Below are 12,876 nucleotides of genomic sequence, written 5' to 3' on the forward strand. Positions count from 1 at the left end.
CCGGGCGGACGCGTTCGGCATGGTCAGGTCCGAAAATTTGTCGACTCTTCGGCATTGTGTTACGTCAAAACATCCTAATGTCAGGACAAACTATTGACAACTGTGATTGGAGTCACCATGATCGGTTGTAGATGGCTCATGGACCGACGCGATGAAGCGGCCGGCGTGGCCCGGAATCAAAGGAGATTGATCGTGACCAAGTTCTCGTGGCGGAAGGCGACCCTCGTGGCGGCCGTTGTACCCATGCTGGCCCTGAGCGCGTGTTCCAGCACCGGCGGGAAGCCCGCAGACTCAGGCAATGCGGCTGGCGGAGGCCAAGTTGCCACTACAGACCGGATCAAGATCGCCCTGATCACCCATGCAGCAGCAGGTGACACCTTCTGGGACATTGTTCGCAAGGGCGCCGAGGAAGCATCGGCGAAGGACAACGTTGAGCTCCTCTACACGTCGGATCCCGAAGCCGGGCGCCAGGCCCAACTCATCCAGCAGGCTATCGACCAGAAGGTCGACGGCATCGCGGTCACGCTCGCCAAGCCTGAAGCCCTCAAAGACGTCCTGAAGAAGGCCACGGACGCCGGCATCCCCATTGTGAGCCTCAACGCCGGCGAAGGGGTCTCCCAGGCGCTCGGAGCCTTCACCCACTTCGGCTCCAACGAGCAGCTCGCCGGTGAGGCAGTCGGCACCCGGCTCGCGGCAGAGAACTTCAAGCACCCGGTCTGCGTGATTCAGGAACAGGGCCACGTGGGACTTGAAGCACGCTGCGCGGGCGTCAAGGCGAAGGTGCCTGGAACGGAGATCCTTTACGTCGATGGCAAGGATATGACCTCCGTTCAGTCCACCGCGACGGCCAAGCTCCAGGCTTCCAAGGACGCCGACGTCATCATCGGCCTCGGCGCCCCCATCACGCTGACTCTCCTCAAGTCGGTCACCGACGCCGGCAGCTCTGCCAAGGTTGCAAGTTTCGACCTGAACGCGGATCTCGCCCAGAAGATCGCGGATGGTGCAGTTCTGTTCACCGTGGACCAGCAGCCGTGGCTGCAGGGCTACGGAGCCGTCGACGCCATCTGGCAGAACAAGCGCGGCGGCTTCAAGATCGGCGGCGGCCAGCCTGTGCTGACGGGCCCGGCGGTCATCGACAAATCAAATGCGGCCGATGTCCTGACCTTCGCCCAGCAGGGCGTCCGCTAACAGCCCGCTGGCCGGGCCGGTTCGCGCCGGCCCGGCAGCAAGGAGAATCATCATGACCATCACCCAGACAAAGACAAAGTCGCCGGCGCCCGATGAGCGCGTCGCCAAGCGCAGTCCGTTCCAGAAACTGCTCGGACGTCCCGAGGTCGGTGCCCTGGTAGGCGCGATCGTCCTCTTCATCTTCTTCGCGTTGGTGTCCCCGACCTTTACCCAGCCCGGTGCCCTGGCAACCATCCTGTACGGCAGTTCCACGATCGGGATCATGGCGGTGGGGGTGTCCTTGCTCATGATCGGCGGGGAGTTCGACCTCTCCACCGGTGTCGCGGTGATCACCTCGGCGCTGACGGCGTCGCTGTTTAGCTGGTACTTCACCACGAACGTCTGGGTCGGCGTCGCCCTGGCCCTGGTGGTCTCCTTGTCCATCGGGTTCATCAACGGGTGGATCCTGATCAAGACCAAGCTGCCGTCCTTCATCGTCACCCTGGCCACGTTCCTGATGCTGACCGGCCTGAACCTGGGCCTGACGCGCCTGATCGGCGGCTCCGTGTCCTCACCCTCGATCTCCAACATGGACGGCTTCGCCTCCGCCCGGGCGGTCTTCGCCTCCTCGGTGAACATCGGCGGCGTCGACATCAAAATCACCGTGTTCTACTGGTTTGCGCTGGTCGCGGTGGCCACCTGGGTGCTGATGCGGACCCGGGTCGGGAACTGGATCTTCGCCGTCGGCGGCGACGCGAACGCGGCCCGCGCCGTGGGTGTGCCGGTCAAGGCCACCAAGATCGGCCTGTTCATGGCCGTGGGCTTCTGCGCCTGGGTCCTGGGCATGCACAACCTCTTCGCCTTCGACACCGTGCAGTCCGGTGAGGGCGTGGGCAACGAGTTCCTCTACATCATCGCCGCGGTGATCGGCGGCTGCCTCCTCACCGGCGGCTACGGCTCGGCGATCGGCGGCGCGATCGGGGCGTTCATCTTCGGCATGGCCAACAAGGGCATCGTCTACGCCCAGTGGAACCCGGACTGGTTCAAGTTCTTCCTGGGCCTGATGCTGCTGCTGGCCACCATCGTCAACCTCATCGTCAAGCGCCGCGCGGAACTGAAGTAAAGGGGCCCGGAAAAATGAATGCCAAAGAGATCGACCAGCAAACGTTGCTCCAGAACGAAAAAGACCCACTCACCCACACCCCCGTGCACCTGCTCTCCCTCGACGGGGTCGCCAAGCACTACGGGAACATCATCGCCCTGTCCGATGTCACCATGGCAGTGGACAACGGCCGCGTCACCTGCGTGCTGGGCGATAACGGCGCGGGCAAGTCCACGCTGATCAAGATCATCGCCGGCCTGCACCAGCACGACGCCGGGATCCTGAAGGTCATGGGGGAGGAGCGGAAGTTCAGCTCGCCCCGTGACGCCCTCGATGTGGGCATCGCCACCGTCTACCAGGACCTCGCGGTGGTGCCGCTGATGCCGATCTGGCGGAACTTCTTCCTCGGCTCGGAACTGACCTCTGGATTCGGCCCGTTCAAGAGCATGGACGTCGAAAAGATGAAGGAGATCACGCTCAAGGAACTCGCCGCGATGGGCATCGACCTGCGCGACGTGGAGCAGCCCATCGGCCAGCTCTCCGGCGGTGAACGCCAGTGTGTCGCGATCGCCCGTGCCGTGTACTTCGGCGCGAAGGTCCTGATCCTGGATGAGCCCACCGCGGCCCTGGGCGTAAAGCAGTCCGGCGTGGTGCTCCGCTACATCCTGCAGGCCCGCGACCGCGGCCTCGGCGTCATCTTCATCACCCACAACCCGCACCACGCCTTCCCGGTCGGGGACCGCTTCCTGCTGCTCAAACGCGGCAAATCGATCGGCTACTACGACAAGAAGGACATCACCCTCGACGAACTCACGGCCCAAATGGCCGGCGGCGCCGAACTCGCCGAACTCGCCCACGAACTTGAACAACTCGGAGGCCACGGCGACGTGGTCAAGGAAGTCCAGAGCGAAGTCGCCGACGTGTCCCAGACCACCGGCAAGACCTACGAGTAACTGCCGTCCCAATTCCTGAAAGGACAAGCCTTTGGCTTACCTCAACCGCAACCCGTCCGACGTCGCCCTGCCCGTGCGGATCGGGCTCATCGGCTCGGGCTGGATGGGCGCCTTCCACGCCGAGAGCATCGCCCGCCGCGTCCCCGGTGCCGTCCTTGCCGCCATCGCGGATCCGAACCTTGAATCCGCCGAAGCGCTGGCCGGCGCGCTGGGCACCACGAAGGTGACCGCCGACGCCGCCGACCTCCTGGCCGACCCGGAGATTGACGCGGTCGTCATCGCCAGCCCCGCACGCTTCCACTCCGCCCTGATCAGCCAGGCCGCAGCCGCCGGAAAGCACGTCTTCTGTGAGAAGCCCGCGGGCCTGGGGCTCGAGGAGCTCGACGCGGCCCTGGCCGCCGTCGAAGCCGCCGGGGTGCACTTCCAGATCGGCTTCAACCGCCGGTACGCCGCGGACTTCCAGGCAGCCAAGAAGGATCTCGCCGCCGGAATCGCGGGGGAGCCGCAACTGCTGCGTTCGCTGACCCGGGACCCGGGCAGCGGAAGCATTGGCCACGCCGCAAGGATCCCGGCGTGGACCATCTTCCTCGAAACCCTGATCCACGACTTCGACACCCTGAACTGGTTCAACGAAGGCGCCGAACCGGTGGAGGTCTACGCCGTCGCCGACGCGCTCGTGGAACCGGGCCTGCGGGACCAGGGCTTCCTGGACACCGCCGTCGTGACCATCCGGTACAGCAACGGCGCAATCGCCGTCGCAGAGGCGAACTTCAGCGCACTGTACGGCTACGACATCCGTGGGGAGGTCTTCGGCTCGCGCGGCATGGTCCAGGCCGGCCGCGCCACCGAAACCGCCGCCCGCCGGTACACCGCCGAGGGGATGTCCGCCGACACCCCACGGCTGAACGTCGAGCTCTTCCGGCAGGCCTACACGGACGAGCTCGTGGACTTCGCCGACGCCGTGCGCGCCCGGCGCGACGGCCGCAGTGACGATACAGCGCCGGCGTCGAAGCCGTTCACGCTCACGCCGGGAGCCAATGACGCCCGGCGCGCACTGGCCATGGCGCTGGCCTGCATCGAGTCGGTCAAGCAGGGCACGCCGGTGGCCGTCAACGAGAGGGCGGTCCTCTGATGCGGCTCGCCGTCTGCGCTGAGATGGTCTTCACGGACCTGCCGTTCACGGAGCGGGTGCGCCGGCTCCACGAAGCCGGCTTCGACGTCGAGCTCTGGGACTCGCGGTCCAAAGACATCGGCGCGCTCAAGGCCACCGGGGCGGTGTTTTCGTCCATGACCGGATACATCTCCGGCAGCCTCGTGGATCCCGACACCGCGGACGACGTCGTGCGGACCGCCGAGTCCCTGATCCCTACTGCCCTGGAGCTTGGCGTCAGCCGGCTGGTGGTCCACCCGGCGGAACTCGTCGACGGCCACGCCGCCAGGCCGGTCTACCGGTCCAGCGGCCACATGTGGGCCACCGGCGCCCGGACCCTGGAACGGCTCGGGCAGCTCGGTGAGAAGTACGGGGTGACGTTCTGCCTCGAGAACCTCAACACGATCCTGGATCACCCCGGTATCCCGCTGGCCCGGGCCAAGGACACGCTGGCGCTCGTGCAGGCCGCCGGGCACCCGAACGCCAGGCTCATGCTGGATCTGTACCACGCCCAAATGGGGGAGGGGAACCTGATCGAGCTCGTCCGCAGTGCCCTGCCGTACATCGGCGAAATCCAGGTGGCGGACGTTCCCGGCCGCTGTGAACCCGGAACCGGGGAAATCAACTATGCGGCCGTCGCCAGGGCGCTCGCGGAGGAAGGCTACGAAGGGACAGTGGGCATGGAAGCCTGGGCCAGTGGAGACAGTTACGCGGCCCTGGAGGCCTTCCGTTCAGCGTTCACCGTGACCGCCAAGGCAGCCGCATGAAGGACGTCGTTCTCGGACTCGTCGGGGTGGGGCGGATCGGCGTCATGCATGCCAACAACATCGCCGCCCTCAACGAGGTCATGAATCCGCAGGGCATCAACGTCCGGCTCCGGCTCACGGACGTCGCCGACGAGCATGCCCGGACGGTGGCCTCCGGTCTCGGCGCGGAATTCCTGCCGTCGGTGCAGGCGTTGCTTGGCTCCGGGCTCGACGGCCTGGTCATCGCCACCGGAACGGGAACCCACCCCGAACTCATCAAGGCGGGTGTGGACGCCGGGATCCCGGTCTTTTGCGAGAAGCCCGTAGCCCTGAACGTGACCGATGCCCTGCCGGTGCTCGACTACATCCGGGACCGGCAAGGCGTGGTCCAGATCGGGCATCAGCGCCGGTTCGACGCCGGCTACCTGGAAGCCCGCCGCGCCTACCAGGCCGGCGAGCTGGGCTGGATCCATTCCCTGCGCGCAGTCACCTGCGACATGACGCCGCCGCCGGTCGAGTTCCTGGCCGGCTCGGGCGGGTTGTTCCGGGACTGCTCGGTCCACGATTTCGACATCCTGCGCTGGCTCACGGGCCGCGAAATCGTCGAGGTGTACGCCAAGGGCTCCAACAACGGGGATCCGGCCATTGGCGAGGCCGGTGATGTGGATACGGCCCTGGCGCTGGTGACGTTCGACGACGGCACCGTGGGAACGGTTTCCGCCACCCGCTACAACGGGGCCGGCCACGACGTCCGGCTGGAAATCCAGGGCTCCCGGAGTTCGCTGATGGTGGGTCTGGACAACAAGGCGGCGCTGGCCTCCGCCGAAGCCGGGATCACGTTCCCCGCCGGGAAACCGCACCTGACGTTTGCCGAGCGGTTCGACCAGGCCTACCGCTCCGAGATGGCTGCCTTCGTGGAACTGATCCTTGGCCGCCGGGAGAACCCCTGCACCCCCGAAGACGCCGTGGCGGCGTCCCGGGTGGCCGATGCCGCGCAGGAATCGCTGGCCACCGGCGTGCCGGTCCGCGTGGCCCTGAGCGTCGCCAGGTGAGCGTGGCCGGGTGAGCGTCGCCGGGCGAGCACCGCCTGCTGAGCGTCGTCTGCTGAGCGTCGCCGGGTGAGCGCGGCCTCGGGCGAGGCCACCGGCCCGGATCGAATGCAGTGAAACGGAAACCCCGGAGCCCAGGGCTCCGGGGTTTCCGGTCTGATCTCAGGGCCGGGTCCGGCACACCTCCACGAAGGCCCGGAACGGCGCGAGCCGCTCCCCGGCGGGGAGTTCCAAGGCTTCGGGGTGCCACTGGACCGAGGCCACCCAGCGCTCCGGATCCTCCAGCGCCTCGACCGTCCCGTCCTCCGCCACGGCCGTCACCTGCAACCCACCGGCCACCCGGGCCACAGCCTGATGGTGACCCGAGGCGATCTTCACGCTTACGGCACCGGATCCGCTCCCGTACAGGGCGGCCACCTTGGAACCGGCCCCAACCGTCACCTCGTGCCAGGCCCACGGACCGGACCCGTGCGCCGGTGCGGGAACGAGGTGCGCCACCATTCCCGGCTCCATGTCCTGGACCAGGGTCCCGCCGTAGAGCACGTTGAGCAGCTGATGCCCACGGCAGATGCCCAGTACCGGCACCCCGGCATCGATCGCGTGCCGCGCCACCGCGAGGTCCAGCTCGTCCTGGGCATGGCTGACGTCGTAGCAGAGATCGGATTGTGTCTCGCCGTAGAGGCCGGGGGCGAGGTCGCCGCCGCCGGGAAGCACCACGCCGTCGAGAGACGCCAGCTTTGCCGCGGGACCGCCGTCGTGCATTCCGGCAGCGGTGAGCGGCACCGGTTCGGCGCCGCCCTCACGCAGCAACTCCACGATGTATCCGAACAATCCGTTGGCTTTCGCCACGCGCGGGTCCGGATCGGAGGAGCTGGTCAGGCGGACGGGAACGCCGATGCGCGGCCGGCCGCCAAGGAGGTTGCGGGAAGTCTGCATGCCTCATTCTGCAACATGATCCCGGACTAGGATTGCCAGATGAACGCCCGCTATCTCGTGTCCCGCAGCCGGTACATCGCCGCTGCCCCCAGTGCCATCTTCGACGTGCTCGCCACGCCCGCCCTTCACAGCGTGATTGACGGCTCGGGCACCGTCAAGGGCGCCCAGCCGCGCGGGCCCCGGCGGCTGTACCTCGGCGCCAGGTTCGGCATGCAAATGAACATGCGGGTGAACTACAAGATCCTCAATAGGGTCTGCGAGTTCGACGAAGGCCGCCGGATCGCGTGGCGGCACTTCTACGGCCACGTGTGGCGCTACCTGCTCGAACCATCCACTGGCCCTGACGGCACCGCCGGCACCTTGGTCACCGAACAATGGGACGCGCGGCCGGTCCGCGGCAAGAGCCTGCTCCGGCTGGCCGGCTACCTGCGCCGCCATCCGGCCAACCTGGAACAGACACTGGCCTTGCTCGACGCATACATGGCCGCGCACCCGGACTTGGGTAATGTGGATGGCAGCACGAAAGGCGACTGAAGGTGGGAACTGGGATGGGCCGCAGGACACTGGTCGACGATCTCGTCGACGGCCTGCTAAACGAAATCCTTGACGGAAAGCTCCAACCCCACAGCACGATTCCGCCGGAAGCAGACATCGCCAAGGCCTACGGCGTCAGCCGGCTGACCGTGCGCGAAGCCCTCAAGGCGCTCCGCGCACAAAACATCCTCTACGTGAAGGCCGGCAGGGGAACCTTCGTCAACCCCACGGACAACTGGACCGGCCTGGACGCGATCTTCAAGGCGGCCTCGCACGGCAACGCGGCCGAACAGGTCTCGGTGGGACTGATCGAGATGCGCCGCATGGTGGAGACCGGGGCAGCCGCGCTTGCCGCCAAACGCTACACCCCGGAGCACGCCGAGCGGATGCGCGAGTGCATTGAGGACATGAAGCGCTTCCACGAGTCCGGCGACCTGGACCGCTTCGTCGAAGCGGACATTGGCTTCCACGACGCCGTCCTGAGGGCTTCCGGCAACCCGTTCGTCCGTGCCCTGTTTGGCCAGCTGGGCCAGCTGCTGTACATCACCCGACGCGAAACGTCGGCCGTCGGCGTGATCCAGCAGCACGCCATCGATTACCACCAACGGGTCATGGACAGCATCCTCAGCGGCGACGCCGAGCGCTCGCGGCAGGCGATGGACGAGCACATGGACCAGACAAATGCTGACTACGAACGCTACGTGCGGGGCGCCAAGTCCTGACGTCCGCCCCCGGGCTCTTGACGTAACCCGAATCACATTCTAGGATCGTGCCTAGTTCTTGAATCAGATGTCTGACATCTGACTCAACAAGATTCCTGCAGCACGCGCTTCCAAGCGGGCAGGATGACCTACCCCAATCCACCGATTTCCTGGCCCGGCACAGCCGCAGGGCAGGAAACCACGTAAGAAGGTCGATGATGACTTCATTAGCCCCCAAGTCTTCCGGACTCGGCGAACTGGGCGACCGCACGCTCCGTAAGGTCCGCCGCCGCGTCATGCCCCTGATTGTCCTGCTCTACTTCGTTGCCTACCTGGACCGCAACAACGTCGGATTCGCCAAGCTCACCATGAGCGAGGACATTGGCCTGAACGCCGCTGCCTACGGCCTTGGCGCCGGCATCTTCTTCCTCGGCTACGCCCTCCTCGAGGTTCCCAGCAACGCCGGCATGTACCGGTTCGGCGCTCGCAAGTGGCTGGCCCGCATCCTGATCACATGGGGCATCTTCGCCACCGCGATGTGCCTGGTCAACGGTGAAACCACCTACTACATCATCCGGTTCCTGCTCGGTGCCGCCGAGGCCGGATTCTTCCCGGCGATCCTGTTCTACCTGACGCTGTGGTTCCCCGCCGCGCAGCGCGTCACCGTGCTGGGCATCTTCATCCTCGCCCAGCCCGTATCCAATGCGCTGGGCGCCCCGGTCTCCGGGCTCCTGCTGCAGATGGACGGCATCATGGGCCTCCAGGGCTGGCAGTGGCTCTACATCATCGAAGGCATCCCGGCGATCGCCCTGGGGCTGCTGACGCCCATCCTCATGACGGACCGCCCGCGGGACGCCAAATGGCTCAACGTCGACGAGCGCAACTGGCTCACCGCCACCATGGACGCCGAACTGGCGGCCAAGTCCCAGTCCGGGAAGCACAACTTCATGGCCGGGCTCAAGGACAAGCGCACCCTGGTCTACTCCGCCCTGTACTTCGGCCTGGTGTGCGGGATCTACGGTCTGGGCCTGTGGATGCCCACCATCGTCGCAGCCCTCGGCAAGTTCTCCACGGCTGAAGTCGGCTTCATCGTCTTCATCCCCTATGCCGTGGCCGCAGTATTCGTCTACTTCTGGAGCAAGCGCGCGGACCGGACCGGCAAGCGTGCCTGGCACTCAGCGGTCAGCATGGTGCTCGCGGGCGTTGGACTCCTCGCCGCCGGCTACCTGCTGCCGGTCAACCCGTTCCTCGCGATGGTCGGCCTGACGCTCTCGGCCATGGGGATCTACGGTGCCATTGCCCCGTTCCTCTCGATGCCCTCCGCGGCGCTCACCGGTGCGGCCGCCGCTTCCGGCCTCGCCCTGGTGAACTCCCTCGGAAACCTCGGCGGATTCGTCTCCCCGTACGCCGTCGGGCTCCTCAAGGACGCTACCGGCAGCAACCAAAGCGGGCTGCTGTTCCTCTCCCTCTGCCTGTGCCTCACCGCCGTGGCCACCTACCTCTACGCCCGTAAGCGCCCCGAAGGCGACGCCGCCCTGGACCCCGCGGTCGCAGCGGCCGCCGCCGTCGACACGGCCAAAGTACCCTGATCCCGAACTCCCTGAAGGAACCTTCGTCATGACATCAATTACCCCCTTCCCCACTGAACGCACCGTGGTCCTGACCGGCGCCGCGTCAGCCCGCGGCATCGGCCGCGCCGCCGCCGACCGCCTGGCCAGCGAGGGCTGGTCCATCGCAATCCTGGACATCAACGCCGAGGATGCTGCCGCGGCTGCCGCCGAAATCGGTTCCAACCGTGCCGTCAAGGCCATCGGCGTCGGCGCGGACGTCTCCGACGCCGCGTCGGTAGACCGGGCCATCACGGAAATCGAGGGCTCGCTGCCCCCGATCGTGGCCCTGGCCAACCTGGCCGGTATCAGTTCCCCGACGACGTTCATGGAAACCACTGTCGAAGAATGGGACAAGGTCTTCGCCATCAACATGCGCGGATCCTTCATCGTCTCCCAGCGGGTGCTCAAGGGCATGATCGAGCGCAAGCTCGGGCGGATCGTGAGCATCTCCTCGATTTCTGCCCAGCGGGGCGGCGGCACCTACTCCAAGGTCGCGTACAGCGCGTCCAAGGCCGGGATCATCGGTTTCACCCGCGCCCTGGCCCGCGAAGTGGGCGAATTCGGCGTCACCGTCAACGCCATCGCCCCCGGCCCCATCGACACCGACATCATGGGCGGAACGCTGAGCGAGGACCGCAAGGCGCAGATGTCCGAGGGCATCATGATGGGACGGGTCGGCAGCCGCGAGGAAGTGGCGGCCCTCATCGCCTTCCTGCTCGGCCCGGACGCCGGTTACATCACCGCGGCCACGTACGACATCAACGGCGGCCTCCAGGTCTCCTGACCGACCTTCCCCCACCCCGTTGCGCTATCACTTCCAGGCCTTAAAACCCCGGAATGGCCACCAAAAGTGATAGCGCAACCGGTGTCAGAGGTCCTTGCGGCACTGGGCGTGGCCGAGCTCGTAGAGCCCGTTCAGGTCGCCGTCGGCTAGCCCGTCCGGGGCTCCGATCTCCGGGTACATCAGCTGGGCCGGGTCATCGACATGCTCCAGGCCCATCACATGGCCGAGTTCGTGCAGGATCACGGCCGTGGCATAGGCCGCACCCTCGGACCGGTCCAGGTCTTCCGCGATTTGCGGGGCATCCAGTTCCAGGCTGCCGGTGACGAAGCTTTTGGGACCGTCGCCGAAACTGAAGTGGGTGCTGCCGCCGGTGCCGATCACCGGACCTTTGAGCTGCGGGGCCTGCTCCGGCGTGGTCCAGGCGATCAGCAGCGGCGCCCACCGGTCCCCGTAGAGATCCTTCTGGTAGGGCGCGCGGGTTGGCGAGGGCGACTCAAACGTGGGGCCGTCATTGATGAACGTGATCCCGGTAGCCTCCGAGATCGTCCGGATGGAGTCTTCCACGAGCCGCTCGGCGCCCTGCGGGGCCAGGGCGGCGTTGATGACGTAGTGCAGCGGCCGGCACGGCGAGTAACCCACCGGGGCGCCGTCGTCGTTCGTCGCGAGGAACTTATAGGAGGCGCTGGCCGCCTCCGGTTTCCGGGGCGTGCCGAGGGGTTGGTCCTGCTCCTCGAGCCCGGGCGGGGGAGTGTCCGTCCGGTCCCCTCCGGCCGGCACGGCGGGCTGGCCGGACTCCTGGCCGGACCGCGGCGCCACCGGCAGGTCACGGCCTGCGTTGTGCGCTCCGCGGTTGACCTCGAAGAGGCCCGTGAACCGGGGGTCGCCGTAGACGAGTCCGGCCGTGAGGAAGGCCCCGCCGGCGATTACTGCGGCGGCGGCAAGGTTTCTGACAACCCGCAGCGCCGTGGTGCCCCGGCTGTGCCGTGGCCCGCGGTCCCGAAAAACAGGATCGTCCACTAGCCAACCACAGCGCCAAAGGCCATGCCCAGCAAGTACGTCACGCCGGCGGCGCCCATGCCGATGGCCAGTTGCCGCAGGCCGCGGGTGGCGGGCGAGGTGCCCGAGAGCAGGCCCACGACACCACCAGTGAGCAGCAGTGCCAAGCCGACGAGGCCCGCGGAAACCACCAGTGCGGCGAGTCCTGTCATGCCGAGCAGGAAGGGAATGATGGGCACGATCGCACCGGAGGCGAAGAAGCAGAAGCTCGACGCCGCCGCGCCCCACGCGGTGCCGACTGCCTCGTGCTGGTCCCCGCTCTCGGGCAGTTCCGGCCGCAGGGACAGGCTCGGATCGCAGTCGCAGTCCAGCAGGCCCATCCGCTCCGCGACGCGGTGCTCTGCGGCCTCCCGGGACATGCCGCGGGCCAGGTAGACGAGCAGGAGTTCGTTGTGCTCGATGTCCAGCAGCGGCGCCGCCGCCAACGTGATCTGGGTGGGACGGGTCGCGGCGAGAAGCTCCCGCTGGGACCGCACGGAGATGAACTCGCCGGCCCCCATGGACAGTGCACCGGCCAGCAGCCCGGCGACGCCGCTGAGCAGCACCACCTGGCTTCCCACGCCCGAGGCAGCCATGCCCATGACGAGGGACAGGTTGCTGACCAGCCCGTCGTTGGCGCCGAAGACGGCGGCCCGGAACGTTCCCGCCAGCCGGTTGCGGCCCCGGGTGGCCAGTCCGCGGACCACTTCTTCATGGATCTGCTCGTCGGCGACCATGGCCGGTGTGGCGAACGATTCAGTGGCGTACGGGGAGCGGCTCTCCGCCCGCTGGGCCAGGGCCAGGACGAAGACCGAGCCGAAGTGCCGGGCCAGGAAGCCCAGGAGGCGGCTCCGCAGTGAGGCATGCCGGTCCTTGCCGGCGTGCTCGCCCAGCAGTTGGAGCCAGTGTGCCTCATGGCGCCCCTCGGCCTCGGCCAGCGCCAGCAGGATGGCGCGCTCCTCGCCGGAGCGGTTCTGCGCCAGGTCCCGGTAGACGGCCGCCTCGGCACGCTCATCGGCGAGATACTGGCGCCAGCGCTTGACGTCCGCGGCGCTCGGTTCTGAACTCGGTTCTGAACTCGATTCTGAATTGGGAGCCGAGGTTGGTGC

General features: G+C 67.0%; 13 protein-coding genes. 10 read left to right on the plus strand and 3 right to left on the minus strand.

All coding sequences use genetic code 11. The features are described from left to right. Positions 1–192 precede the first annotated feature (192 nt). Genes LQV16_RS20810 through LQV16_RS20835 form a run of 6 tightly spaced genes read left to right on the plus strand, consistent with a single transcriptional unit; the run spans position 193 to position 6,170 of the window. A complete protein-coding gene (locus LQV16_RS20810; RefSeq protein ID WP_229995757.1) occupies positions 193–1,188 on the plus strand; it encodes a substrate-binding domain-containing protein in 996 nt (331 codons plus the stop codon). Positions 1,189–1,240: 52 nt separating this feature from the next. Continuing rightward, the gene (locus LQV16_RS20815) at positions 1,241–2,290 is read left to right on the plus strand and encodes an ABC transporter permease (RefSeq protein ID WP_229995758.1); all 1,050 of its coding nucleotides are present in this window, start codon (positions 1,241–1,243) and stop codon (positions 2,288–2,290) included. 14 nt (positions 2,291–2,304) lie between these two features. Continuing rightward, on the plus strand, positions 2,305–3,222 hold the full coding sequence (locus LQV16_RS20820) for an ATP-binding cassette domain-containing protein (RefSeq protein WP_229995759.1): 918 nt from the start codon (positions 2,305–2,307) through the stop codon (positions 3,220–3,222). Between the two features lie 31 nt (positions 3,223–3,253). Beyond that, positions 3,254–4,354: a Gfo/Idh/MocA family oxidoreductase gene (locus tag LQV16_RS20825; protein WP_229995760.1), complete on the plus strand. Its 1,101-nt coding sequence runs from the start codon at positions 3,254–3,256 to the stop codon at positions 4,352–4,354. Then, positions 4,354–5,139, plus strand: a complete 786-nt coding sequence (locus LQV16_RS20830) for a TIM barrel protein (RefSeq protein ID WP_229995761.1) — start codon at positions 4,354–4,356, stop codon at positions 5,137–5,139. The genes LQV16_RS20825 and LQV16_RS20830 overlap by 1 nt, the downstream gene beginning before the upstream one ends. Further along, the gene (locus LQV16_RS20835) at positions 5,136–6,170 is read left to right on the plus strand and encodes a Gfo/Idh/MocA family oxidoreductase (protein ID WP_229995762.1); all 1,035 of its coding nucleotides are present in this window, start codon (positions 5,136–5,138) and stop codon (positions 6,168–6,170) included. The genes LQV16_RS20830 and LQV16_RS20835 overlap by 4 nt, the downstream gene beginning before the upstream one ends. A gap of 159 nt (positions 6,171–6,329) precedes the next feature. Here the strand turns inward: LQV16_RS20835 and LQV16_RS20840 are convergent, their stop codons facing one another. Then, positions 6,330–7,103, minus strand: coding sequence for a type 1 glutamine amidotransferase (locus LQV16_RS20840; protein WP_229995763.1), 774 nt, complete (start codon positions 7,101–7,103; stop codon positions 6,330–6,332). Between the two features lie 39 nt (positions 7,104–7,142). Between LQV16_RS20840 and LQV16_RS20845 the strand changes: the two genes are divergently transcribed. From LQV16_RS20845 to LQV16_RS20860, 4 genes are all read left to right on the plus strand, one after another. After that, on the plus strand, positions 7,143–7,637 hold the full coding sequence (locus LQV16_RS20845) for an SRPBCC family protein (protein ID WP_229995764.1): 495 nt from the start codon (positions 7,143–7,145) through the stop codon (positions 7,635–7,637). 14 nt (positions 7,638–7,651) lie between these two features. Further along, positions 7,652–8,359 carry a FadR/GntR family transcriptional regulator gene (locus LQV16_RS20850; RefSeq protein WP_229995765.1) on the plus strand — a complete coding sequence of 236 codons (708 nt, stop codon included), beginning with the start codon at positions 7,652–7,654 and terminating at the stop codon, positions 8,357–8,359. Positions 8,360–8,556: 197 nt separating this feature from the next. Continuing rightward, positions 8,557–9,927 carry an MFS transporter gene (locus tag LQV16_RS20855; protein WP_229995766.1) on the plus strand — a complete coding sequence of 457 codons (1,371 nt, stop codon included), beginning with the start codon at positions 8,557–8,559 and terminating at the stop codon, positions 9,925–9,927. 28 nt (positions 9,928–9,955) lie between these two features. After that, a complete protein-coding gene (locus tag LQV16_RS20860) occupies positions 9,956–10,732 on the plus strand; it encodes an SDR family NAD(P)-dependent oxidoreductase (RefSeq protein WP_229995767.1) in 777 nt (258 codons plus the stop codon). Between the two features lie 84 nt (positions 10,733–10,816). Here the strand turns inward: LQV16_RS20860 and LQV16_RS20865 are convergent, their stop codons facing one another. Then, a complete protein-coding gene (locus LQV16_RS20865; RefSeq protein ID WP_229995768.1) occupies positions 10,817–11,749 on the minus strand; it encodes a matrixin family metalloprotease in 933 nt (310 codons plus the stop codon). Continuing rightward, positions 11,749–12,876 (minus strand): VIT1/CCC1 family protein (locus LQV16_RS20870; protein ID WP_229995769.1); only part of this gene is annotated, 1,128 nt, incomplete at its 5' end. The genes LQV16_RS20865 and LQV16_RS20870, both read right to left, overlap by 1 nt.

Origin of the sequence: Arthrobacter sp. Bi26 (assembly GCF_918697925.1) — a bacterium.
In the GTDB taxonomy this organism is placed as follows: Bacteria; Actinomycetota; Actinomycetes; order Actinomycetales; family Micrococcaceae; genus Arthrobacter.

What these genes read in the sequence shown, in the direction of transcription:
- LQV16_RS20820 (WP_229995759.1), top strand. Translation starts at nt 2,305, where the DNA reads ATGAATGCCAAAGAGATCGACCAGCAAACGTTGCTCCAGAACGAAAAA.
- LQV16_RS20850 (WP_229995765.1), top strand. Translation starts at nt 7,652, where the DNA reads ATGGGCCGCAGGACACTGGTCGACGATCTCGTCGACGGCCTGCTAAAC.
- LQV16_RS20860 (WP_229995767.1), top strand. Translation starts at nt 9,956, where the DNA reads ATGACATCAATTACCCCCTTCCCCACTGAACGCACCGTGGTCCTGACC.
- LQV16_RS20835 (WP_229995762.1), top strand. Translation starts at nt 5,136, where the DNA reads ATGAAGGACGTCGTTCTCGGACTCGTCGGGGTGGGGCGGATCGGCGTC.
- LQV16_RS20830 (WP_229995761.1), top strand. Translation starts at nt 4,354, where the DNA reads ATGCGGCTCGCCGTCTGCGCTGAGATGGTCTTCACGGACCTGCCGTTC.
- LQV16_RS20845 (WP_229995764.1), top strand. Translation starts at nt 7,143, where the DNA reads ATGAACGCCCGCTATCTCGTGTCCCGCAGCCGGTACATCGCCGCTGCC.
- LQV16_RS20855 (WP_229995766.1), top strand. Translation starts at nt 8,557, where the DNA reads ATGACTTCATTAGCCCCCAAGTCTTCCGGACTCGGCGAACTGGGCGAC.
- LQV16_RS20815 (WP_229995758.1), top strand. Translation starts at nt 1,241, where the DNA reads ATGACCATCACCCAGACAAAGACAAAGTCGCCGGCGCCCGATGAGCGC.
- LQV16_RS20840 (WP_229995763.1), bottom strand. Translation starts at nt 7,103, where the DNA reads ATGCAGACTTCCCGCAACCTCCTTGGCGGCCGGCCGCGCATCGGCGTT.